General features: G+C 41.0%; 22 protein-coding genes. 13 read left to right on the plus strand and 9 right to left on the minus strand.

Annotated features, from left to right (window positions below; genetic code table 11):
• Positions 1–202 precede the first annotated feature (202 nt).
• Positions 203–775 carry a type IV pilin-like G/H family protein gene (locus ABF638_RS28060; RefSeq protein WP_435026166.1) on the plus strand — a complete coding sequence of 191 codons (573 nt, stop codon included), beginning with the start codon at positions 203–205 and terminating at the stop codon, positions 773–775.
• Positions 776–1,008: 233 nt separating this feature from the next.
• Complete coding sequence (locus tag ABF638_RS28065; protein WP_435026167.1) at positions 1,009–3,225, plus strand: O-linked N-acetylglucosamine transferase, SPINDLY family protein; 2,217 nt, start codon at positions 1,009–1,011, stop codon at positions 3,223–3,225.
• A 316-nt stretch (positions 3,226–3,541) separates the two neighbouring features.
• Here ABF638_RS28065 and ABF638_RS28070 read toward each other — a convergent pair whose 3' ends face one another.
• The gene (locus ABF638_RS28070) at positions 3,542–5,152 is read right to left on the minus strand and encodes an FkbM family methyltransferase (RefSeq protein ID WP_435026169.1); all 1,611 of its coding nucleotides are present in this window, start codon (positions 5,150–5,152) and stop codon (positions 3,542–3,544) included.
• 1,077 nt (positions 5,153–6,229) lie between these two features.
• Here ABF638_RS28070 and ABF638_RS28075 point away from each other — a divergent pair.
• The gene (locus ABF638_RS28075) at positions 6,230–6,448 is read left to right on the plus strand and encodes a DUF4327 family protein (RefSeq protein ID WP_012407469.1); all 219 of its coding nucleotides are present in this window, start codon (positions 6,230–6,232) and stop codon (positions 6,446–6,448) included.
• Between the two features lie 58 nt (positions 6,449–6,506).
• Here ABF638_RS28075 and ABF638_RS28080 read toward each other — a convergent pair whose 3' ends face one another.
• From ABF638_RS28080 to ABF638_RS28090, 3 genes are all read right to left on the minus strand, one after another.
• Positions 6,507–7,793, minus strand: coding sequence for a protein kinase domain-containing protein (locus ABF638_RS28080; RefSeq protein ID WP_435026170.1), 1,287 nt, complete (start codon positions 7,791–7,793; stop codon positions 6,507–6,509).
• 125 nt (positions 7,794–7,918) lie between these two features.
• Positions 7,919–9,922, minus strand: a complete 2,004-nt coding sequence (locus ABF638_RS28085; RefSeq protein WP_435026171.1) for a serine/threonine phosphatase — start codon at positions 9,920–9,922, stop codon at positions 7,919–7,921.
• Between the two features lie 336 nt (positions 9,923–10,258).
• A complete protein-coding gene (locus tag ABF638_RS28090) occupies positions 10,259–11,065 on the minus strand; it encodes a basic amino acid ABC transporter substrate-binding protein (protein WP_435026172.1) in 807 nt (268 codons plus the stop codon).
• A 235-nt stretch (positions 11,066–11,300) separates the two neighbouring features.
• On the opposite strand from ABF638_RS28090, the gene ABF638_RS28095 reads away from it, so the two are divergent.
• Positions 11,301–11,969, plus strand: coding sequence for a DUF2996 domain-containing protein (locus ABF638_RS28095; RefSeq protein WP_435026173.1), 669 nt, complete (start codon positions 11,301–11,303; stop codon positions 11,967–11,969).
• 81 nt (positions 11,970–12,050) lie between these two features.
• On the opposite strand, the gene ABF638_RS28100 is transcribed toward ABF638_RS28095, so the two are convergent.
• Positions 12,051–12,545, minus strand: coding sequence for a TM2 domain-containing protein (locus tag ABF638_RS28100; RefSeq protein ID WP_181930107.1), 495 nt, complete (start codon positions 12,543–12,545; stop codon positions 12,051–12,053).
• Between the two features lie 422 nt (positions 12,546–12,967).
• Here ABF638_RS28100 and acsF point away from each other — a divergent pair, with 422 nt between their 5' ends.
• The 4 genes from acsF to ABF638_RS28120 all read left to right on the plus strand — a co-directional run bounded on the left by acsF (position 12,968) and on the right by ABF638_RS28120 (position 16,782).
• Positions 12,968–14,044, plus strand: a complete 1,077-nt coding sequence (acsF, locus tag ABF638_RS28105; RefSeq protein ID WP_069072952.1) for a magnesium-protoporphyrin IX monomethyl ester (oxidative) cyclase — start codon at positions 12,968–12,970, stop codon at positions 14,042–14,044.
• A 144-nt stretch (positions 14,045–14,188) separates the two neighbouring features.
• Positions 14,189–15,079 carry a hypothetical protein gene (locus tag ABF638_RS28110; RefSeq protein WP_435026174.1) on the plus strand — a complete coding sequence of 297 codons (891 nt, stop codon included), beginning with the start codon at positions 14,189–14,191 and terminating at the stop codon, positions 15,077–15,079.
• Between the two features lie 6 nt (positions 15,080–15,085).
• On the plus strand, positions 15,086–15,847 hold the full coding sequence (locus ABF638_RS28115) for a hypothetical protein (protein ID WP_435026176.1): 762 nt from the start codon (positions 15,086–15,088) through the stop codon (positions 15,845–15,847).
• A complete protein-coding gene (locus ABF638_RS28120; protein ID WP_435026179.1) occupies positions 15,841–16,782 on the plus strand; it encodes an ATP-grasp domain-containing protein in 942 nt (313 codons plus the stop codon). The genes ABF638_RS28115 and ABF638_RS28120 overlap by 7 nt, the downstream gene beginning before the upstream one ends.
• An 89-nt stretch (positions 16,783–16,871) precedes the next feature.
• Here ABF638_RS28120 and ABF638_RS28125 read toward each other — a convergent pair whose 3' ends face one another.
• Complete coding sequence (locus ABF638_RS28125) at positions 16,872–17,369, minus strand: hypothetical protein (protein ID WP_435026181.1); 498 nt, start codon at positions 17,367–17,369, stop codon at positions 16,872–16,874.
• A 194-nt stretch (positions 17,370–17,563) separates the two neighbouring features.
• The gene (locus tag ABF638_RS28130; protein ID WP_435026182.1) at positions 17,564–18,010 is read right to left on the minus strand and encodes a hypothetical protein; all 447 of its coding nucleotides are present in this window, start codon (positions 18,008–18,010) and stop codon (positions 17,564–17,566) included.
• A 161-nt stretch (positions 18,011–18,171) separates the two neighbouring features.
• Here ABF638_RS28130 and ABF638_RS28135 point away from each other — a divergent pair, with 161 nt between their 5' ends.
• Both ABF638_RS28135 and ABF638_RS28140 read left to right on the plus strand, forming a co-directional pair.
• A complete protein-coding gene (locus ABF638_RS28135; protein ID WP_435026184.1) occupies positions 18,172–18,414 on the plus strand; it encodes a hypothetical protein in 243 nt (80 codons plus the stop codon).
• Between the two features lie 833 nt (positions 18,415–19,247).
• Positions 19,248–19,760, plus strand: coding sequence for a hypothetical protein (locus ABF638_RS28140; RefSeq protein ID WP_181930113.1), 513 nt, complete (start codon positions 19,248–19,250; stop codon positions 19,758–19,760).
• 154 nt (positions 19,761–19,914) lie between these two features.
• On the opposite strand, the gene ABF638_RS28145 is transcribed toward ABF638_RS28140, so the two are convergent.
• Entirely contained in the window at positions 19,915–20,496 is a 582-nt protein-coding gene (locus tag ABF638_RS28145) for a thioredoxin family protein (RefSeq protein WP_435026186.1), read from the minus strand.
• Positions 20,497–20,704: 208 nt separating this feature from the next.
• Positions 20,705–20,920, minus strand: coding sequence for a chlorophyll a/b-binding protein (locus ABF638_RS28150; protein ID WP_435026188.1), 216 nt, complete (start codon positions 20,918–20,920; stop codon positions 20,705–20,707).
• Positions 20,921–21,117: 197 nt separating this feature from the next.
• On the opposite strand from ABF638_RS28150, the gene thyX reads away from it, so the two are divergent.
• The 3 genes from thyX to ABF638_RS28165 all read left to right on the plus strand — a co-directional run bounded on the left by thyX (position 21,118) and on the right by ABF638_RS28165 (position 22,937).
• Positions 21,118–21,840 carry an FAD-dependent thymidylate synthase gene (thyX, locus tag ABF638_RS28155; protein WP_435026190.1) on the plus strand — a complete coding sequence of 241 codons (723 nt, stop codon included), beginning with the start codon at positions 21,118–21,120 and terminating at the stop codon, positions 21,838–21,840.
• Positions 21,841–21,911: 71 nt separating this feature from the next.
• Positions 21,912–22,784 (plus strand): Rpn family recombination-promoting nuclease/putative transposase, encoded by an 873-nt coding sequence (locus tag ABF638_RS28160; protein ID WP_435026192.1) that lies wholly within the window; start codon positions 21,912–21,914, stop codon positions 22,782–22,784.
• 36 nt (positions 22,785–22,820) lie between these two features.
• Positions 22,821–22,937 carry a DUF433 domain-containing protein gene (locus ABF638_RS28165; RefSeq protein ID WP_435026194.1) on the plus strand — a complete coding sequence of 39 codons (117 nt, stop codon included), beginning with the start codon at positions 22,821–22,823 and terminating at the stop codon, positions 22,935–22,937.
• Positions 22,938–23,223 lie beyond the last annotated feature (286 nt).

A 23,223-nucleotide genomic window follows, 5' to 3' on the forward strand; every position in this document is an offset into this window, starting at 1 on the left:
CTGATTAACTCAGCCCTGCTGGGTCATTTTGTATGGCTTAGTCTAAACTCCAGTAGATAAGCTTTTTAGCCTAAAATCTAGCGTAATCGCCATATAAATTAAATACTTGAAAAAAATTTAGGTGGGGTGATATGAAACAAAACGGGAGTGGGTAAGTTACATCTAGAACACGCAACCACTTCCTATTACAGGGAAAACACTTATGAAAACCGAATTGAAAGCCAAATTTATCCAACACATTCTCAACAAAAAGAAAGAAAATGAGGGTTTCACTCTAATTGAACTGTTAGTAGTAATTATCATCATTGGTATTTTGTCGGCTATTGCCCTACCTTCTTTCTTGAACCAAGCTAACAAAGCTCGTGCATCAGAAGCAAAAACCTACGTTGGTTCTGTCAATCGCGCTCAACAAGCTTATCTGTTAGAAAACCCAACTTTCGTTACTGCCCAAAGTAATTTTACCCTACTAGGACTGGGTATCAAGACACAAACAGAAAACTATACTTATAACCTCGCTGCCTTAGGCGGTTCAGGTGCATCTGTTAAAGCTGTGCCAACAACTCCTGCTGGAAACCCTGCCATTTTGAAAGGCTACGGTGGTTTTGTCGCTGTTGGAGAAACAGCAGCAGGTGGCGTTGGGGAAGCAACCACAATAGCTGCTTTGTGTGAAACTGTAGATCCTATAGTAGCGGGTACCAACATAACTGATCCAGTCCTTGCTGCCCCTGTTACTAACATTCCCTGCGATCCAACTACCCAAAAATCAATTAAGTAAACAGTTATGCAATCAACCTGCTGGCAGTAATGTTGTCAGCAAAGTTATTCACAGGTGGATATAAATTATCCACCTGTTTTATCATTTATTGAGGGTATTAATGCTATTAAACTGAATAATTAAAAGAAAGCTTTTAGTAAGTAATTTAGTTCTGAAAAGTCTTCGTTAAAGGGCTGAATGTCTTACAAATAACAAAAAATAATAATTTTATATTTAATTATTTTTACTGACTTATGAACACCAAAAATGCTTCAAATACACTTGCCCAAGCGCAACAGCATCTAATAGCAGGAGAATATAATCAAGCTGCTAAGTTGTATGAGCAAGCAATAGCATCTGAACCCGATGTAATTCCCCATTATTGGTATTTAGGTTTAATGCTGCTTTTACAAAACAAAGAAATAGAAGCGCAAATTACTTGGATGCTACCATTGGCAGATGTAGAAGAAGAAAATATTCCAGCTTATACACAAGAACTAACTGAAGTTTTACAGCTAGAAGCAGAAAGACGGGAAAATTTGGAAGAATTTTCTCTCGCTTGGGTAATTCGTCAGCATATAAAAGAAATTAATAGTTTTGACATTAATAATCTCCTGAAAATTGTGCAACTTTCCTTCAAAATAGATAAGTTTGAAGGCGTTGAATTTGAAGAGTTGGAGATTATTGAGTTATTAAATTCTCAAAATTTTGTCGATTTAAATTTAGAATTATTACAGCAAGTATTACAGCAAGTTCTTGAAACTCCACCTTTCAATAAATCATCTATAGATTTCATAAAATCTTGCTTACCCTACCTGATTAATACACCATATTTCATCGATGTACTTCCTGCTGTGATGAAAATTGGTCACATATTTAAACTACCAGCAACAGCAGCACATCTTTTAAGATTGTATTTAAACCTAGATTCTAATAACTTAGAAATACTAAGACATTTAGCTATTTTTTATCAAAATGCTAAGAATTATTCTCAGGCTATAGAAACAGCAAAATTATGTCTTTCTTTATCCACAGAAATAGCCGATAAAATTTTTGCTGTTCATCTAATTTTGTGCAATTTAGTGACTACTGGTGGATACTGGGAAGAGATATGCTCAACAAAGCAAGAGTTAGAAGCTTTGCAGCAAGACCTTATCACATCCCAGCCACACGCCTTAGATGAAGTAAGAACGCTAGGTTTATTAACAGCATCTTTTGCTCTACCTCACCTTGAAGACAATCCTGACAATTTTAGAAAAATTCATAACCAATTAGCGCAAATTTGTCAGAAAAATATTCAAGCTATATATCATCAAGAATTTAAGCGTTATTCTGAGCGGCATATTAGTCATCGAAAAACAGCAAATTATCAGAATAAACTAAAAATTGGTTATGTATCCTATGCTTTGAGAAGGCATTCTGTAGGCTGGTTAGCACGCTGGCTATTTCAACATCACAACCGGGAGCATTTTGAAATCTATACTTATTTAATCAACTATGATTTAGGAGATGAAATTTCCCAAAACTGGTATGTAAATAAAGCTGATAAAGCTCACAAGTTAGGCATAAAAGCTTTAGAAGTTGCCGAAAAAATCTATGATGATGAAATCGACATTCTAGTAGATTTAGATAGTATAACTCTAGATGTTAGTTGTGAAGTGATGTCACTCAAACCAGCGCCAATTCAAGTAACTTGGCTCGGTTGGGATGCATCTGGTATACCTGCAATTGATTACTTTATTGCCGATCCTTATGTATTACCAGATTCAGCGCAAGATTATTATACAGAGAAAATTTTGCGATTGCCTCAAACTTATATCGCCGTTGATGGTTTTGAAGTCGGTATTCCTACACTACGTCGTCAAGATTTAGATATTCCTAATGATGCTGTAATCTATCTCAGCAGTCAAAGAGTATATAAACGTCACCCTGAAACGACAAAATGGCAAATGAAAATAATCAAAGAAGTCCCAAATAGCTACTTCTTGATTAAAGGTGATGCTGAAGAAGAACCTATTAAACAGTTTTTCTACAAAATAGCTGAAGAAGAGGGTGTGGAGCGTTCCAGGCTGCGATTTTTGCCTCAAGATCCCTCTGAAGCTGTCCACAGAGCGAATTTAACAATAGCTGATGTTGTATTAGATACATATCCTTATAACGGTGCTACAACAACCCTAGAAACCCTCTGGATGGGTATCCCATTAGTAACCAGAGTTGGACAGCAATTTGCAGGTCGCAATAGTTACACCATGATGATGAATGCGGGTATCACAGAGGGTATTGCTTGGACTGATGAAGAATATGTAGAGTGGGGTGTGCGCTTAGGGAAAGATGAAGCTTTACGCCAGCAGGTAGTTTGGAAGCTGAAAGCATCTCGACAAACAGCACCATTGTGGAATGGTAAGCAGTTTACCCGTGATATGGAGAAGGCTTACGAGCAGATGTGGCAAAGCTATATTGAGGGTAAATAAGCTCGTAGTGAGCTGCTCTAGCGCTCAAAGTTGAGGTTAATAAGGGCTGAAGCTAGGCTGTTGACTCTGTACCTTTTAGCCCACAAGACTTCATGCAGAAATTGTGTTTTTTATTTTGGCGTAAAGATGGCTGTTGCGGGCGCTTTCACACAAGCAAAAACCAGCACAAATAATTTTTCGGTAATTCCCCAAAAAATAGCCAAAATCAACAGCCTAGGCTGAAGCCCTTACTACGAACTTTTCGTTGGTAGTCAGGACTTTAGTCCTGTTGGTTTCTGAAGCACTGAAGTGCTTACTACAAACTTTTTGTTAGTAGTCAGGACTTTAGTCCTGTTGATTTATGGGATGGAAAAGCAATGAGATTTAGCTGTTCTTGAAAATCTTTCACTGAATCTACTTCTATCAGTTTTTGTGTATAAGATTGATAGTAAAATAGTTCATATCCTTTATTAGTTAAATACTGTGCAACCTCAATATTACTGCCTTGGCTACCTGCAATATTTTCATATAAAATAACTGGGGCAAACTGAGTGAGTAACTTCTGACTACCAGCAAGAACTGCCCTTTCATGTCCTTCTGCATCTATCTTGAGAAAATCCACTCTCTCGATATTTTCTTGCTCAATCAGACTATCTAAAGTAAAACAGGTGGCTTCCTCAAAAGACTCTGAAGACATATTTTCTGCTGCATCACTAGAAATCACCTGGTTAAGTTCGTTAGCAGAATGTAGTAATAATTTTACAGTGCCATTGCGATCGCTAGCTGCCCCTGCACAAACATTTACCCATGATAATTGATTAATTCTACAGGTTTCTTGTAAACAACGTACACAACCTGAGAAAGGCTCAACGGCTAACACTCGTCCTTGAGATCCAACTTTTAAAGCAGCACTGAAAGTATACACTCCAACATTAGCACCCACATCAATCACTGTCATACCAGGTTCGATGCTATTGCGCCAAAACTCCATTTCTTTCTCAAACCAGTCTTGTTCGGCAATTAAAACACTGGTGGCAATACTACGCAAGCTTGGCTCAACTGCCATTATTAAATCACCTTCAAAAGCCACATAAGTAAATAGGCTATTGCTTGGTAATTGCGTCCAGTGCCACTCTAAGGATGAGGAGTTTAGCTGATAAAATTTCTGAGAGACTTCCTGCCAGTAATCTGAGACTTCTATCTGGTTTAAATCTCGGTAAGCTAAGTAGAGTGCTTGAAGAACAGGGGCATAATTTGGCGCTAATTTTCTAGCTTGATGTAAATATAAAATTCCTTCAATTTCTCCAGTCATTAAACTAGATATTCCTAGTTTTAGCTCAATATCAACTGAATTCGGTAAAAGTTGGGCAGCTAGATGTAAGAAACGGCGACTCACAGAAGTGTAAAAAACTAACTGCGAACGACATATTATTTCAATCAACAATAAAATTGCTTTCTTATAACCATTCTCAGCTAAGAAAACTTGCTCCAAGCATTCGCGATCATTATCGGATAAGTTGTGATTTTCAGTGGATATATATATTAAAGAATGAAAGTCATTTTCGTTAACTGTATAAGCAGGTTGTAGTGTATTAATAAAAGTATTAAGCGCTATTTCTATCGCTTTTTGTTTTTCTCCAATCATGCTATAAATTAAAGCAAGATGAGCAGCACAAAGTGGATGTTTCTCTAAGTTTAGACCATTATTCAATGCTTCAAAGGCCATTTCCAGATAGACTGAGCGCAAAACTAGATTATCAACACACTGTTCTGCCTCGCTCAAAGCTACCACTGCTAGGTTATTCCAATCATCTGAAGAATTAGGAGTATCCCAAGAAGTTTGTAACAGAATTCCATTAATTTTTGATAAGATATCGGCGTTAATAGCTGGTAGTAATTTTTGAATATATTGCAAATATATATCATCGACAGCACGATCAGAGTTCATATTAAAAATAGGGTAAATGTATCTAAATTAGGTTTGATAAAGTCTCTATACGACTAGCAAATGTATTAATAAGTACTACGCAATATTGAGTGCCAGTAAGTCTCTCGTTCTGAGGATACCCACCTGCTCAACAGAAACTAACATCTTCGCTAAAAATTTTTTACGCAAACTTCAAATGCTGACTCTGAAGACTAGGTTATTTTATGGTCAGCCCATGCTGTAATAACAATTTTGCCATGCGTAGTTTACCGCCGTAGGCATCGCTCCCATACTTCAGGGACTTCCAATAAATAAATTAGCCAATCTTGTCCACCCCATAAGAAGTAGTTGAGTATTTTTTATTTGGAAGTTCCTCAAAGCATAACCCTCTCCCGCACCTAGACAGAGCTAACCCTCCAGGTCTTCTTCTCTGAGCAAAACATTAAAATTATATAAAGATTTGCGATGATTCTACCTAATGACAGATGTTTGCGATATTCTAAATAACGTTTAAATAAACAAAAACAGTAGCTATTTCTACTCAATTGCAAACTTGCCCGTAAGTCAAAAACTTTCAAACCAGCCCTTGTCATATAGGTTGTTCAACAAGCACACACATTTTTTGTGATTAAAACAAATAGAATTTTCCTAGTCGTCCTTAGTCACACTACTTAGTGAAACTTCACAGACGAATAATGATTCTGCTCAGTGTCCAGAATATATCTCTTACAAAAGGTAGTGTTGTAATCTTGTGGAAAAAGGCTAAAGGTAGAGAGGAAAAAGAAGACAGGGAAAGATTAAAGGGAAAAGGGGAAACAGAAGCATCCCTTAACCCTTCATCCCTTAACCCTTTCCTCTCGACCTATGCCTAGTTTCTGCAAAAAGTTTAAGGACTACTTGGTGGAATTGGACTTTTGTGGTGGTAATTACCGTACAAAACCGAATTTACCAGTAACTTAGTAGAGTTTGTTATGGTATAGTTAGAAAGTTAAGACTAGCTTTACCAAATTACACCACTCTACGGGCCGGCAACAATTGCAGAATGGAAAGCAGTTTTAATTAAGCATTTACCAACAAAATCTGAATTCAATCGAGGTTATGACTCAGCAAGTGATTCACCCAATGGTGAAATTGCAGCGCAACGTGCAATCACTCATAGAATCGAACATTATTAAGCCAAGCGATAGCATCTGGAAAATCGCTTTGCTATACGGTAATGAATGGCAGCACTGGAAACAGGAACTGCTTGACTTTGGCTTTAGTATGCAAGACCCAGTTAGTGAATTGCTAGCTGTAGAAACTTGGGATGAGGAGTAGGGAATAGGGAATAGGGAATAGGAATTTTTAATATTCACCACTCCCTTACTCCCACTCTCTAAACTTTGCAGGCAGCTAAAGCCGCAGCTAATTCTTTTGCAGTTTGATAGCGATCGCGTGGCAATGGTTCTGTAGCGCGATCAATCACATCTCTTAATTGGGAACTAATGGTGGGAACTTTTGCTACATCAAACCTGAAATTTCGCCCTCTTTGGCGATAATACTTGAAAGGGTTTTCGCCTGTGAGCAGAAAAATCAGTGTTGGCCCAATTGCATACAAATCAGATTGAGTTAAAGGTTGTCCTCGTTCTTGTTCAGGAGCGCAATAACCTTCTGCACCAATTCGAGTACCGGGCGCTGTGCCAATTTCCTTAACTGCGCCAAAATCCAGCACCACTATGCGATTTACTGCACTTCGCACCATTAAGTTGGCGGGTTTAATATCGCGGTGAATCAGTGGAGGGCTTTGGCTATGAAGATAGTCTAAGATATCGCAGGTTTGGATCATCCAAGCGATCGCTTGGCTTGGTGTTACTGGGCCAGTAGTATAGACACGTTTCTCTAAATCTTGACCGTGGATTAGTTCCATTGCCAAGTATTTTTTTCCGTCTTCTACAAAGAAATCGTAATACTTGGGAATTCCAGGATGGTTAAGGGATTTGAGAGTGTACGCCTCTCGCTCAAATAATTCTTGAGCTTTGGCAATTCTTAGCATATCAGCATTCATTTGCTTCAACACCAGAAGTTGTGGCATACCCGCAATCTCACCAGCCGCATCCCAAGCGAGATAAGTAGTACCCATACCTCCTTGTCCGAGAGTTTGCAACACCTCATAATGGCGAATCCTCTGTTGCACCAAGAGAGGTTGACCGCAGTGGATGCAAAACAGATTGTTTGGGGAGTTGCCTTCGTGGGTGCAAATGTAGGATAAATTTGCTATACCTTGGGCTGAATAGAGTGTTGCAGCGGCGTTTTCTTCTGTGCCTTGCATTTGTTGTTGCGATCGCAAACCAGTTTCCAGTACTGTTACATCCTGAATTTGGAATTGCAGTATTGGGCCTCCCTGTGCCAGTTGCAAAAGGGAATTATCTGGTAACGGACTCTGAATTACAAGGATACCGTTGAGGAAAGTCCCATTTGTACCCTGACTAATCAGCCGCCAACCACCGTCATTACCGGGAGAATCGACTTGCCTCAGTTCTAGATGATGCCGCGAAACTAAACTATCAGTTAAAACAACGTGATTATCTGCCGCTCGACCAATCCGAATTATGGAGGAGTTCTCAAAGCACCACTGCTGGAGGGGCGTTTTCTGTTGCGGTTCTAACAGCGTCAGACTAACCACAATACAACCTACAAGGTAAATGGATTAGGGATTGGGGATTGGGGATTAGGGATTGGGGATTGGAGAGTAGAAAAATTATTTCCCAGTCCCCAGTCCCCAGTCCCCAGTCTCCAGTCCCTTAATTTTCAACTTTCCAAATTTGGGCGTACTTTTGCCCGAATCAGTATACCAGTAATGTTGTCATGACCATTGTGCTGGTTTGCCAAATCAATTAAGTCTGTAACGCCCCGTTCTAAGTTAGCGCCAGAACTAAGTAAGGGTTCTAAGTGAGTCTGCCAATGGGTTTCTAGTAAATCATTATCTGATAGACCGTCCGATGCCAACAGTAGAAGAGTATCTTCATTAATATCGAAAAAGCCAACATCAGGATCAATCGAGCTTTCGTCACGAGGCCCCAAGGCTTGAGTGAGTTGGTAGGCATCCGGGCGGGCATATGCGATGCTTGCTTCCACTCCGCGAGTAATTTCCCGTTGCCCAACTTCATGATCTACTGTGACTTGTTCTAGTCCCCGCTTGCGCGTCAGACGATAGAGACGGCTATCTCCCACATGAGCAACTGCTGCTTCAGTATCTTGAATTAAGAGCATTACCAAAGTTGTACCCATACGCCCAACTCCAGAACGGGCATCTTGTTGATTGAGCTTGAAAATCGCCTCATTAGCTAAATACACTGCCTCACGAATGCTCTCTTCTGTTGGCAGTTGGTTGGCAATCCAGTGTTCTTGAAAGTATTGCCGTAGGGTGTTGACTGCTAACTCACTGGCTATCTCGCCGCCAGCGTGTCCACCCATACCATCACAGAGAATATACAAACCATGCCCTTCCAGGACTCGACTTTTGGGCAACTCCAGTTTATGGATTTTGGTTTCAATACCAAAGTAGTCTTCGTTATGATGACGTTGACGCCCCACATCTGTGCGTCCTGCATCTTCTAAGCTACTTAACTGCATTGCCAACACAACAGTTGGCATATCATCAGTTTTGCTAATGATATCTTCTGGCTCATCTGATTGCGGGATAGTGGGCACAGCCGTGTTTTTCTCCTTTATTGGGGGCAAAGTTGGGGTTCCTAGTGCTTCTATTTCAATAGAGATTTCCTCCAAACGCGATCGCAATTGTGCGATCGTCTGAATCTTACCTACATCTAAATCCCCTAACATCTGGACTACAGAGCCAAATTGAGTACGTTGAGATTGCCTAAATAACGATTGCCAAACCCGCCCCAAAGCTTGGATAGTTAATGGCTTCTCTGGAATATCGGATGTTTGGGCTTGGACATCTTCTGGCGACTCGCCGACAGGCTGAGAATTCGATGATTCTACATACAATCTTTGTAGCGCCAGCGTTTGGTCTTCATCCAATCGCAAATTCGACAAATCTAAAAGGCTTTGACGACAATTTACTGGTTCCAATACTGCCCAAAGTTGGGCCATTTGATAACACCAGTGTAAAATTTTTAACGAACTCGTTGTTTCTTCTTGCCAGCGATCGAGTAAATGCTGCCAATTTGAGCGGTCTTCGATTATTACTACCTGTATATCACCCTGCTGCCATGCATCATGAATCGGCGGTATCCCCCGCTCACCTTGGGATTGTAAGGCAATATAAAGTCTAGCAAGGTGAGGAATTTCACTTGTTTCTACTGATGGCGTTAGCAAATCTGATTGCTGACTTGCTAGCATTGCCCCAATGGGTGATATTTGATACGGTTGGCAGTCTAGAACTCTCACACCTACATCAGTAATGGAGGTAGTTTCCGTTTGGACAGGTAGCGTATCTAACAATTGATAGCGCTCTTGGGAGTCTAAATAGGAGCCTAATGCAATCTGAAAACTAGGGGATACAGGAGATGAGGAGGGTATTGCTTCCTCATCTCCGTCTACTCCCACATCTCCCTTATCTTCTTCATCCCCCTCTACTCTCAAAGCTTCCCCAGTCGTTTCTTTAGCAATAATTGCCCAAAACACTGTTCCACATTCCGTGTCACAGTTATGACAACGTAGTGCATTCACAGGTACATCATCGGTACTGCATTCAGGACAGACCTTGTGAGTCAGGGACGTACCACAGTTTTGACAGAATTTGTTGCTATTGGGGTTTTCAAATTTACACTGAGGGCAAATCAGCATAGTGGAAGTTCCTTTATTCCCGTTCCAAGGTGCTTCTAGCCACTAAGATCCAAGGTGCCACAATTGGCTGTCCCTGACTACAGTAGACCTACAAGAGATTGTAGTTCATCAATGAATTTTGGTGGCAGTATTAATTGTGACGCATATTAGATAAATATTTCATATATTGGCAGCCAATTGCTTATAAATGGAGATTGGGGAAAATGAGGGAGATGAGGGAGATGAGAGGACAAAGGGACAAGGGAAAAGGGAAAAGGGAAAAGGATAAAGAAACAAACCCTTTCACCCTTCCCCTTTACCGTTTACCCTTTACCCTTTTTCATAATCCCCCATGCCCTATTGCCACGAGTCTGGCAATTCTGGAGGTTCAGCGTTAAACCATTTTTGATAAATTTGCTTGTAAGTGCCATTGGATAACAAAGTCGCTATACCTTTGTTAATTGCATCCAGATGAGGGGAATCTTTGGGCGTGGCAATTCCGTAGTATTCTTCAGTGAGTAGATCGGCGACAACTCTGATGCCTTTGAGTTTGTCATTTTTAATTGCATATAAGGTAGCGAAAGCATCGCTAACTACAGCATCAACATTGCCATTGAGTAAGTCTTGGAAAAATTCTGGCCCAGAATTAAATGTACTAATTTTGGCATTAGGGATGGTTTTGGCAAAATCTGCCCCAGTGGAACCAATTTGTACAGCAATTTTTTTACCTTTGAGACTGTTGAAGTCTTTAATATTTTGGTTGTCTTCGCGTACAGCGATCGCTAGTCCAGCTTTAAAATAGGGTCTGGAAAAAGCAATTGTTTTCAGGCGTTCAGCGGTAATTGTAATCCCACTAATGGCTGCATCGACTCTTTTGGCTTGCAAGGTCGAGATCATCCCATCAAAAGGCAGAGTTTCAAACTGGACTGCAAAACCTGCTACTTTAGCGATGCCATTCATCAAATCAATATCAAAACCTTCTAAGTGACTGTTAACTTTTTGGATTTCAAAGGGGATAAAGGTGGGATCTGTCGCCACTTTTAGAGGTTGAGCATCTGGATTTGGAGTCGGATAATACTTGTTACAGGCAATGATCAGTAGGAAACAGCCTAAGCTCAGAATTAGCTGCTGCCATTTCAAGTTCATCAGTTTCACTAGAGTCATTAGTCATGCCCATACCTATTAAAAATATTTTCTTGAGCTACCAAATTGCTCTGTATAAATTTTAGATTTTAATTGCCGGAGGGGTTGATTAAGGGTAAAGCAATGAAATCCTTGCGCTATCTGAATTACAAATTATGAATTCCGCGCAGCGGTACTAGTATGTCAAAATAAAAATACCCGATACATCAAGGTGAGCGATCGCTCCGAAAGCTAGATTAAAGGATTGACCTGAGCAATGGCAGACCCAACCAATCACAATCAAGCGGGAGAAGTAGCTCCCAGCACTGTTGACAAGCAAGCTCCCAGTGTGGCTGAAGAACACGCTCCTAGTACAGACTCGCCCGAAGCCACAGACATTCCTACTGCTAACGCGCCAGATCCTAAAGCCGCAAATCCCGAAGATAACCCCAATGCTGCTAAACCAGTTGCTGTACCACCCAAGCGAGAAAAACCCGCAGCCGCAGATAAAGCCGCAGTAGACGAAAAACCAGCTGCCGCAGCTAAAGCCGCCAAAAAGGAAAAAGCTCCATCTGTTGAAGACAAGCCATTTGTAGAGTTCATCGAGCAAGACTACTTGCCAGCTTTACAAAAAGCGATCGCTCAACAAGGTGTGCAAGATTTACAGGTGTCTTTTGCCAAGCAGAAAGTGCCAATCACTGGCTTTGAATCTGCCCAAGAATGCTGGCAAATTATCGGCAGTTGGAAAGAAATAGGTCTGCGTCAGTTTAATCTGTATTTCCCCGAAGAAGATATTCAAGGGAAAAAGGGATTTTCCTGTAATGAAGGCAAAAAACCTAGCACTCTTGAGTCATTCTTAATCGATGAGCGCAAAATTACCCTCGATTTGTTGGTATTTGGCTTGGTTCAGCGCCTAGATGGTCAAAAGTGGTTAGGTATAAATTAGTTATTAGTCATTAGTCATTAGTCATTGGTCATTGTTTTTTTACAAGTGACAAATGACAAATGACAAATGACAAAGAACAAATTAAAGTTCGTGGAAATGGTAGGTAACGGCTCCAGTATTGGGGTCGTTATCAATTTTTACATAACCTGATTTGTACATTTCATTGAGAGTAGCTTCCACTTCAGCAAAGCTAGCTCCTGTGAACTTCACCCCTTGAGTGACAGTTAAAAAACCACCCTTACTTTCCGCCGCTTCAATTAGTTTAATCATGAGTTGGTTGCCTGTTGGGCGGTGGACTTGAGAAGCAACCACTGCTTGATTCAACGGCACACCCAAGGGAGATACACCCGCTTTTAATCTCAAATTGCGTTCGTATTCGTCAACCATGTTGGGGATGAGAAGCAGATCCACCGTCTGCCCTATGTAAAACAAACCAAAAGTACACAGCCACAACAAACCCGTCCCTATTTTGCCATTGTATAAGCGGTGCAGCCCTCCCAACCCGAAAAATCCAACTGCACACAAAATGTAAGAGACAAGAAGTCGGTCTTTCTGCTGATTGTTTTCAAGGTTCATCTTGCTTTTCAACCCTTTGGATTTGCTCTTGTTGTCTAAGATGGGTTTTCCATGTTGTATTCACAACTAAAGAAAATTACTGAGATATTAGTGCTTTGAGATACAAAAAGCGCGTGTTACTACCCTTGATTGAAATAGTGATTATCACTGAACTAAGTTTATTTGACTACTAATCCGCGATTCTTGGTTCCGCAAACATTGAATGATTGTTGCAACTCTTAATCTTTTGCTTACAAATTTCTCACCCGCACCTTGGTAGACTGAACTTTATACAATTGGATTATTGTGGGCTGTTACGTTTTAACAGAACATTACCCTTAGCTTTCTGGTGAAGCAGTCGCTCAGAGGATGTTTTCCCGATGAGGAAGTGCCAAACCCGAAGGGTCTACTTAAGATAATAAAGACGAAAGAGCAATCAAGACATGGTAGATTCCCTCAAAAAACCAGGCTTTGAAGAAATCCGGCCAGGGATTAAAGTCCCGGCAAAAGAAACCCTGTTAACACCTCGGTTTTATACTACCGATTTTGATGAAATGGCGCGGATGGATATCTCCGTCAATGAAGACGAGTTACAAGCCATTCTCGAAGAGTTCCGCACCGACTACAACCGCCATCACTTTGTTCGGGATGCCGAGTTTGACCAATCCTGGGATCATATTGACGGGGAAACTCGCAAATTGTTTGTTGAATTTCTAGAACGTTCTTGTACAGCAGAGTTTTCCGGCTTTTTGCTGTATAAAGAACTTGGCCGTCGCTTGAAAGGAAAAAGCCCCGTTTTGGCAGAGTGCTTTAACCTGATGTCACGGGATGAAGCACGTCACGCTGGCTTTTTGAACAAAGCTTTGTCGGACTTTAATCTGTCCCTAGATTTAGGGTTTTTGACTAAGAGCCGCAGTTATACCTTCTTTAAACCGAAATTCATCTTCTACGCTACTTATCTTTCTGAGAAGATCGGTTATTGGCGCTACATCACTATTTATCGCCATTTAGAAGCACATCCCGAAGATCGGGTTTATCCCATCTTCCGGTTCTTTGAAAACTGGTGTCAAGATGAAAACCGTCACGGTGATTTCTTCGATGCCATTATGAAATCCCAACCGCAAATGTTGAATGATTGGAAAGCACGGCTGTGGAGTCGGTTCTTCCTGTTGTCGGTGTTTGCGACCATGTATCTCAATGACATCCAACGCAAGGACTTTTATGCCACCCTGGGATTGGATGCACGAGAATACGACATCCATGTAATTCAGAAGACTAACGAAAACGCAGGTCGCGTGTTCCCACTGATGCTGGATGTAGAGAATCCAGAGTTTTATGAGCGATTGGATATCTGTATATCCAATAATGAGAAGTTGGGTGCGATCGCTAATTCCAGCACTCCCAAATTCCTGCAAATCTTCCAGAAATTGCCACTTTATATCTCCAATGGCTGGCAGTTATTGCGCCTGTACCTGATGAAACCGATTGATACTGTTTCTGCTCAAGGGTCAGTTCGTTAAGTTATAACAGGTTTGCGAAAGCTTTGGTGGTTCTGTTGATTACAGAACCACTTTTTTTGTCCAGAATTATTACCCTATGGGGTACTATCCGTCAATAAGTCTAGGCAGTTAAGTTTGATATGTAGTTTCGATGTAAACAAACAGATGACAGACATATCAAACGGAATTGGAATTATTAGACCAAAATCAACTCTAGTCTCAACCTTGGAACTTTTAGTAAAGCCAATTACACCTGTTGCGGCTCCTGGTACTGAGGCTGTTGCCCGTACTGTTGTCCAAGGTTACTTTTTGACAATTGCAAATACTAGCAGTTCAAATATTGCAGTCAGGCTGCAATTTGCTCTAACTACACCGCTAAAACTAGGTGATTCCAAGCCCGATATCTTAGCTGATACAGTGGTTATTCAGGATGTTAGTGTAGACAATCAATTTCAAGACCTAACTCCTACAGGCGATCCCAGAAAATTCACGTACTCTCTGAAAATTCCTGCCCACGATACAGCTTTGGTTACTTTACTGCCTGATGTCACCAAGCTAGATATCATCAAAGCAGCGAAATTAGAGATTCGTGGATATGTGGAAATCTCTTTAATCTCTTCTTCAGGAACAACTCCAGTTAACCTGTTATTGACGCCTGAACATAGAGGTACATTCCTGCCTCAGAACTTATTAGTATCTCGTTCTGCTTTAGACTTCGATCAATTAGCTTATTCTTTGCCTACATCTGTTGGTGGAAGCCTGTTTACCCTTACAGCCCCAGTGTCTAAACAGAGCAAGGAACTGAAGATAGAAGTTAAAGAATTTGAGAAAGTTCAGAAAGATAAAGACTTCGAGAAAATTCAGGCTGAAAAACTCCCTGAGACAAATCAAGTTGAAAATCTGACTTCAGCAGATGGTTCAAATGACCTACAGCGGCTAATCGGTCTGATGGCTCAACGTCTTGATCAAATAGAACAGGCAAATGGGCAAGCTTTCATCCAGCCCCAAGAACGCCCAAATGTCGGTCAACAAGTAGTTAATCAACCAAGGAATTAAGTAAGCGTGTTGGTTATTGTCGCCAGTCGTCATGACAAAGCCGCTGAGGCGCTGGTTGCTAATTGGGCGGCTCATGGTCATGGTGTCAGCCTACTGACGCCTGAAGATTTGTCAGTGGTTGGATGGCGACATTACTTGAGTTCTATTGATGTGGGAGATAGGGAAGATGAGGGAGAAAGTACTACCTCATCTACCTCATCCTCCTCAGTAGTGGTAGGTGGGGTTGCGGTTGCTCTCGATCAAATCACCGGCGTTTTGACTCGCCTACCTTCTATTTTCGAACAGGAACTTCTGCACATTGTCCCTGATGACCGAGCATACGTCGCTACGGAAATGAATGCCTTTCTAATTGCTTGGTTGTCTAGCTTAAAATGTCCAGTCTTGAACCGACCAACGCCAACATATCTGTTAGGGCCTGCTTGGCGACCTGAACAATGGGTTTATGCGGCTGCTCAACTGGGTATTCCAGTACGTCCGGTGCGACGGCAAAGTTCGATGTCGGCAAATGTGTGTCCCCAGGTTATCGAAAAATCTTCGGTCAAGGTGACAGTGGTGGGCGATCGCTGTTTGGGTGAAGTTGAAAAAACTCTAGCTTCACACGCCAGACGTATTGCTGATGCTGCTGAAGTTGACTTGTTGACCGTTCATTTTAGCAGCGGTGAATCTCCAGCAGAGTTTTTGGGCGCTGATTTGTGGACTGATATTTCTGCACCAGATGTAGGCGATGCCATCCTTGAGTATTTGAGTGGAGGTAATGCCAAATGTTGATTTTGTTGTGGGGTATTACCGAAGAATCTCCTTTAGCAGCAGTTCACTCAGAACTAACTAGTCTAGGCATACCGTCAGTATTCCTTGACCAACGAGATATTTTAGATACTGAAATTGAACTATCTGTAGGCAATGTTTTAGATTTATCAGTCCAAGGACAAATTCGCACTTGGTATCAAAAAATTGATTTAAGTGAAATTACTGCTGCTTACTTACGCCCCTATGACTCGCGCCGTCTTCCTCAAATTGCCCAAGCAGGTGCAAATAGTCCAGCTTGGCAACATGCGATCGCAGTTGATGATACCTTAATGTCTTGGTCTGAAATTACACCCGCCTTTGTCGTTAACCGTCCATCTGCAATGGCTGCTAACGGCTCTAAACCTTATCAGTTAGAGCAAATTCGCTCACTCGGCTTCAAAGTTCCCGAAACCCTTGTCACCACAGACCCCGAAGCCGTGCGATCTTTTTGGAAACTCCACGGCGATATTATTTATAAATCCATCAGTGGTATTCGTAGCAAAGTCTCGCGTGTGGGAGTTGAGCATCTAGAACGCCTTGATAATGTATCTTGGTGTCCGACTCAGTTTCAGCAATATATACCCGGTAGAGATTATCGCGTTCATGTTGTCGGTACAGAGATTTTTGCCAGCGAGGTAATTTCTCAAGCTGATGATTATCGCTATGCCGCAGAGAATGATGAATCCACAGAAATCCGTGCTTGTCATCTTCCTGAAGAAGTAGAACAGCAGTGTAGAGTCTTGGCAAAAGCAATAAATCTACCTCTTTGCGGCATCGATTTGCGCCGCACACCTGGAGGTGATTGGTATTGCTTCGAGGTTAATCCTTCACCTGGGTTTACTTATTACCAACAGTTTACAGGTCAGCCGATTAGTACTGCGATCGCTAATTTGCTAGCAGGCAAAAATCGGATTTAATGAAAAATTAGTTTAATTAATTTCATCTTTTGAGTATGGAGTTCTTAGGGTAAATTTCGGAATTACTGCTCATTTCACCCGAAATCTAATTATTTTTCAGTACGCATAAAAAGAGACACAGTTATTCCCAAACCAATTGCTCCCCAACCTAACCAATTAATCATATTGGAAGAATAATCTAATTGAATTGGTGAAGCATTTGGATTCTGGATTAAAAAATTAATCTGTCCTGCGATCGCTTGCGCTTCCGTGGGATTTTTTCCATCTTGACCAATTTGGTAACTAATACCCTTTCTTGTTACTCCTAACACCCGAAAAAACTGTATATCCTCAGTAGAATCATCTGTAAATCGTGTAGCATTAATTATGACAACCTTTCTCTGTGTAATATTATCAATAGTTTTCTCTTCAATTATCTGTTGACTAAATGCTAAACGTTCAGTTATTGTACAAGATGCTGTTTTCGACTGAGTAGCTTTGCAGCGAATAATTAAACCCCCTGAGCCATACTGAAAAATACCTATACCAATTCCAGCCAAAGCAGCACCAAAAAATAAGCGCAGCAATATATCCGGTAAATTTTTCATACTTATGCACCTATCTTGGATGGGACATGACGCTTATAATCCCTTTGTTATAATTCCCAAATAAGTACCAAGCTGTAACACTCATGAACTGTTCACAAATGCAATGGCATCGTTAGTGAATAAAAATAAATCAGAATGATTTTTATGCTAATTATTAAAGCCCACGGATGAATTCGTGAGCTTTTTAATGCAAGCTAACTTGTCGTTGCTGCTTTGTTTCCATTCTGGTTGCCGTTTTTGTTGCCGTTACCATTCACACTGGCGATGAATGACGGTTCCTGTAAACTAGAAACTGGTAACTCGCCTCGCAGTCCCTTGCGGCGCTGGTTTTTAGGAATACCCCCCGCCATACCGTACTCCACACTACTTTTACCATATTGAGTCGCAACTCCTAAGAGCATGTGTTCTGCCATATCTGCCAACTCGCGCTCTGTTTGGAGCATTTCATGATACAACTTATCCAAGTTGGAAAGAGCAGTGTTGTATAAATTTTCTCTAGTTCGCATCGTCTCAATTAGGGTTGAGAAAGTCAGTAGAGTGAGTCCATTGCCTACACTTAAATTTGGATCAATTGAGTTCATGCTAGCAGCACGACGCGCTGCTTTTTCTAACACCTGAGAGGTTCTTTTTCTCCGAGCCATGATATGAAGCTTTTAATCTAGTACGGTTAATATTCTTTACTTTAAAAAACTTCCGTATCGATCAGCTTGAGAAAACTCCGGCAATTCTACAATGGTTTTTGTTACATAGCGATCGTTGTAATGAATGCGCGATATACCGAAATGAGAAAGCAATCAAGCTTTTGAGAAAGCAATATGCCTTTTTGCTTGCTGAATCTACCGAAATGAGAAAGCAATCAAGCATTTTGAGAAAGCAATATGCCTTTTTGCTTGCTGAATCTACCGAAATGAATGCGCGATATACCGAAATGAGAAAGCAATCAAGCATTTTGAGAAAGCAATATGCTTTTTTGCTTGCTGAATCTACTGAAATGAGAAAGCAATCAGGCATTTTGCTTATTGAAATCGACTTGATGGGGTATTAAAAGCTTGACAAACTTAAGACGTAGGTTGGGTAGAACGGAGCGCAACCCAACACATTGGTGTCAAGGGTGTCAATTTAACATCAAAGCAATTCTATAACTAGCTTTTAGATTGCCTTGTTCCCAGTCTCCGACTGGGAATCCCGTCGTTGGGGCTGCCGCTTCCCTTACTGGCGGCAAAGCCGCCAGGAGCAGCATTTTCAGCCTCTGGCTGAAAACGAGATTTGAAGAGGCTTTTAGCTTAAATGGAAATCTTTGCTCTTTCTTCTCTACGAGACGCACAAGGGAGAGACAAATTTAATGCTTTTTTACTCGGCACTTGTTACTCAGTACAAGCTCAACGCCCCGCTATCCATGTACAGCAATGTTTTGATAAGAAAGGTTTTCGTGAGTTTCTACGGATATAACAGAAGCCGACATTAGTATAGACTGGCTTTGAATACACCTGAAATTTATCAGGGACTTAGTTTGTCGCTGCTGGTGACTTCCTTGCTGGTATCTTATTGCTTTTGACTGTATGAAACTTACTCTAATCTACGGTAAGTCTTCCTTATAAAGGTTTCTTGGCATTTAAAACGACCCCACTGTTTTGAGGCTATAGGCTTAGAATATTTACAAGCTTTACTTACGAATTAGCTCTCTCTAGAGAAAGTACCGTTTTTGCTGTCTAAGCTGACATTCATCCTATTTCTATCCAGATTTGTATAGCTTATTAACAAATCAGCGGATTCATTAATATTAAGGCTGCTTTAGTATTTAGTTTCTTACCCTGACCTATTAGACAGCTAGAGTGTTCATTTCATTTTGTTCAATAGCTTTTAGCCTTTATCGCTCCCATGCTGACCCATCACCGCAAGCCCGTGTGCTTATCACTGATTTCCACTGACCTACCAATCTGGTCTGTTGTCGAAACTGCCGCAACATTGTATCAAAAAGATACTGATAGATTCCATTTGTTACTGACCGCACCGCCCCTAATTAGCTGCGAAGTAGAGAGTGTAGTAAGTCCACAGGACAGACTTCCCCAAACTAAGAGCAAAGCTTACGCCCCTAACAGTCCCAGAATTTTGTGGCTAGAGATTTCCCCTTATCGCGTCATCATGACTATGCAAGGTAACGCCCAAGTGAGTTACCGTCACTTTTGGGAACAGGGCGTTTATGGTATTAGTCGCTATTGGTTGCCAACTGAGTCATTGCAACCTAACGATCCTATTCGTTTGCGAAATTTTACTAGTAGCCTAACTCTCAACGGACATCCCTTACCAGAACATTTGCGTCTGGAATATGAATTGTGGGCAGAAAAAGTCCAATTAGGATGCTACATACTGAATTTGGAAATTAAACATTGATGGGAGTGGGGATTAGGGAGTGGGAGGATGAGGGAGCAGGGGAAGTAGGAGAAGCAGGGGAAGTAGGGGGAGAAAGAATAACTAATGCCCCGTGCCCCATACCCAATCCCCAATGCCCCATGCCCAATGCCCAATGCCCCATACCCAATCCCTTTCAACCAAAATAACTGGGTTGGTTTCCAGGTTTCCATTTAATATTGCAACCAACACTTGGCTTTTGCTCGTTTGTAACAGGTTTATCTGCTAGCACTGCTTCAATGGCTGCACGTAAATCTGCGCCAGTCACAGGTTTATCATTACTGGGGCGGCTATCATCTAATTGTCCCCGATAAACTAGTTTGCGATCGCTATCAAATACAAAAAAATCAGGTGTGCAAGCTGCTGTGTAAGCTTTTGCTGTTTCCTGACTCTCGTCGTAGCATAAGGTAAAATTAAACCCTTGTTCTGTGGAAAATGCTTGCAACGACTCTGGTGCATCATCTGGGTAATTGTGTGCATCGTTAGCACTAATGGCAACGATCGCTAAATCACCTGTAAAATAATCTTTTCCTAACTGCACTAATTCTTTTTGAATGTGCTTTACAAATGGGCAATGCCGACAAATAAACATTACCAACAGTGCTTTTTTATCTGCAAAGGTAGAAAGTGAAGTTGCTTTTCCAGATACTACTTCCGGTAGATTAAAATCTGGCGCTTTCGTGCCTAATGGCAACATCGTTGAAGCAGTTAAAGCCATATTTCACCCAATATTTTTACGCTGATAACTGCTTTGGCTATCAGTATATTTTCACTCTAGCACTAAGTTTTACATAAATTAAGAGACGGTAAATTTACCGTCTCTTACATTTGTTGATAATTAAGTTATAAAAATTAGTTTTTACAAGACTCAGTGCTGAGTTTTAAAGTTGAGTACTCAGCACTCAGCACTCGGAACTCAGCACTCTTCATAGGCTTGCCAAAACACCAACGATACCGTGTCCTGTGAATACTTCTAATGCTATTAGAGAAACAAAACCAATCATTGCTAGACGACCGTTGAGCATTTCTGCATAAGGAGTGAAGCCAGTGCGATCGCCTTGCTCATCTACATAAACTCTTGGCTCGATCGCAAAGTTGTTCAGTTTGCCTTGGTCGTCAATTATAGCAGTGTTTGTACGCATCTGATTTTTCCTTGTTTTTCTCTTATGTAAACAACTGTAACAAAGTTATTAATATTTGTAAAGTATCTGAATCTGCTCAAGTAGAAATCCAAGCCAGAGATATGATAGTGGATCGAGTTCAAAGCCAATGTCTAACAAACCGGCTCCGCTCCTTCTGCGTAAGCACTTTCATTCACAAATCCGTTCCCGATAAGCTAATGCATCGATTTCGAGTAGAGGTTATTGCCAAAACACCAAACCCGCAGCAGGTGATTTATGCCGCGATGCACCAGGACTATACTGATGGGTTCGTGTTTGATGAGCGCGACTCCTGGCCCTCGGAGTCACAAAGTGGCGAAGTTATTGTTAAGCGACTTTTAGCCGGTGAGAGAGGACACTATGGGCCTCTAGAACATCCTCAGATTGTTTTCAACTGTGGTTACTTTCCCCACAATGTGATGCAGCAGGCTCGTACTCATCGTGTAGGTGTATCATTCGATGTCCAATCTTTTCGATACACAGGCAACCAATTTATTGATGTAGTAGAAGGCAAGAAAGACATAGAAGATGTTTTTTACCTACGTCCCGTTGGTTATTACACTGATAGACAAGGCAAAAAATACTATTATTCATCAGAGCAACGAGCAGCAGACTTGGAGTGGTGCCTAGAAGCAGCTAAACGATATAAAGCTGATTTTGAGGCTGGAATGTCTGAAGAACACGCAAGAGGTAAAGTGCCTTTTGATTATCGCCAGCATTTTGTAGTTAGTTTTAATTTAAGGTCTTTCTTGCATTTTTGTGATCTGAGAAATAAGAAAGATGCTCAACTAGAAATTCAAAAGTTGTGTGAAATGATGTGGCCTCATTTTGAAGATTGGGCACCTGCGATCGCACAATGGTACGAAAAGCAGCGTCTAGGTAAAGCGAGATTAGCACCATAATCATTTTTGGGGCTGGATTGAGAATTATCACACTAGCATTAACCATAAATAAAAACTAATAAAATGCTTTCATGCGTCGAGACTCAATATTTTACAAACTGTTTCAACAGTCTCCAACCTTGCTGTTTGAGCTATTGAGCAATCCTCCAAATAATGCAGATAGTTATCGTTTTGATTCAGTCGCCGTCAAAGAGCCGAAATTTGAAATTGATGGAGTATTTCTACCACCGGAAACTGAGGGTGCTGGAGTTGTATATTTTTGTGAGGTGCAGTTCCAGAAAGATGAACAACTTTATGAAAGAGTCTGGGCTGAATCTTCGTTATATTTCTACCGCAATCGTGCCAGATTTAGCGACTGGCAAGCAGTGATAATTTACCCGTCGCGCAGTATTGAACAAAGCGATATTCATCCTCATCGCTCATTGCTGAACGGCGAACAAATACATAAGGTGTATTTAGATGAATTAGGAGATATTCGCCAACTACCTATATGGGTAGCATTGATGGTCTTAACTACAGTAGATGAAGAACAAGCACCAGAAGAAGCAAGGTATTTGTTAACAAGAACTACTCAAGAAGTGCTACCACCATCGAGTCGCGCCATAATTGAATTAATAACGACGATCATGGTGTACAGATTTGAACAATTAACTCAAGCGGAGGTAGAGTCTATGTTAGGAATCACGCTTAAGGAAACGCGAGTTTACCGAGAAATTAAGGAAGAAGGACGAGAAGAAGGACGGGAGGAAGGACGTGAGGAAGGACGGGAGGAAGCAACAGCTAATCTTATTCTCCGGCAATTGACAAAGCGATTTGGGGAACTTTCTGAGGAAATACGCTCCTCAATTTCTGGTTTATCTTTGCCTGTTCTAGAAGATTTAAGTGAAGCACTGTTAGATTTTACTAGTTTGGCTGATTTACAGGCTTGGCTAGAAACGCAATGAAAGTTTAGACTATCTCATATAGAATTTTTCAGGACGATGGATATTCAAAAAGTTCTATGCGATCGCCGAATTATTTCCTCTAATCCAGATATTATGAGTGGTACTCCTGTGTTTGTTGGAACACGAGTCCCATTGCAAACTTTTTTTGACTAGATATCTCCGAAAACGATCAAAGCCTTTATGTAGCTAGGCTGTAGTCTATAAATGTAAAGATTATAAATGAGCTAGTATCTACGATAAAATAAGGCTTTGAGATACTTGCTATTGATAACTAGGCAAAAACATCTAGTTATGTGCATTAATTTTAACCTGATGACATAGCGGCTATTTCTCCTGGTAATATTAGCGCTCTAATTCGGAATCTTACTAGTCCACAAATTGCCAAAATTACTTGTTCATATTTTTGGGGATTTAATCTAAACCTTTCTTGAACAACTCG

The sequence above is a fragment of the Nostoc sp. CALU 1950 genome (assembly GCF_051172895.1).
GTDB classification, from domain to species: domain Bacteria; phylum Cyanobacteriota; class Cyanobacteriia; order Cyanobacteriales; family Nostocaceae; genus Nostoc; species Nostoc edaphicum_A.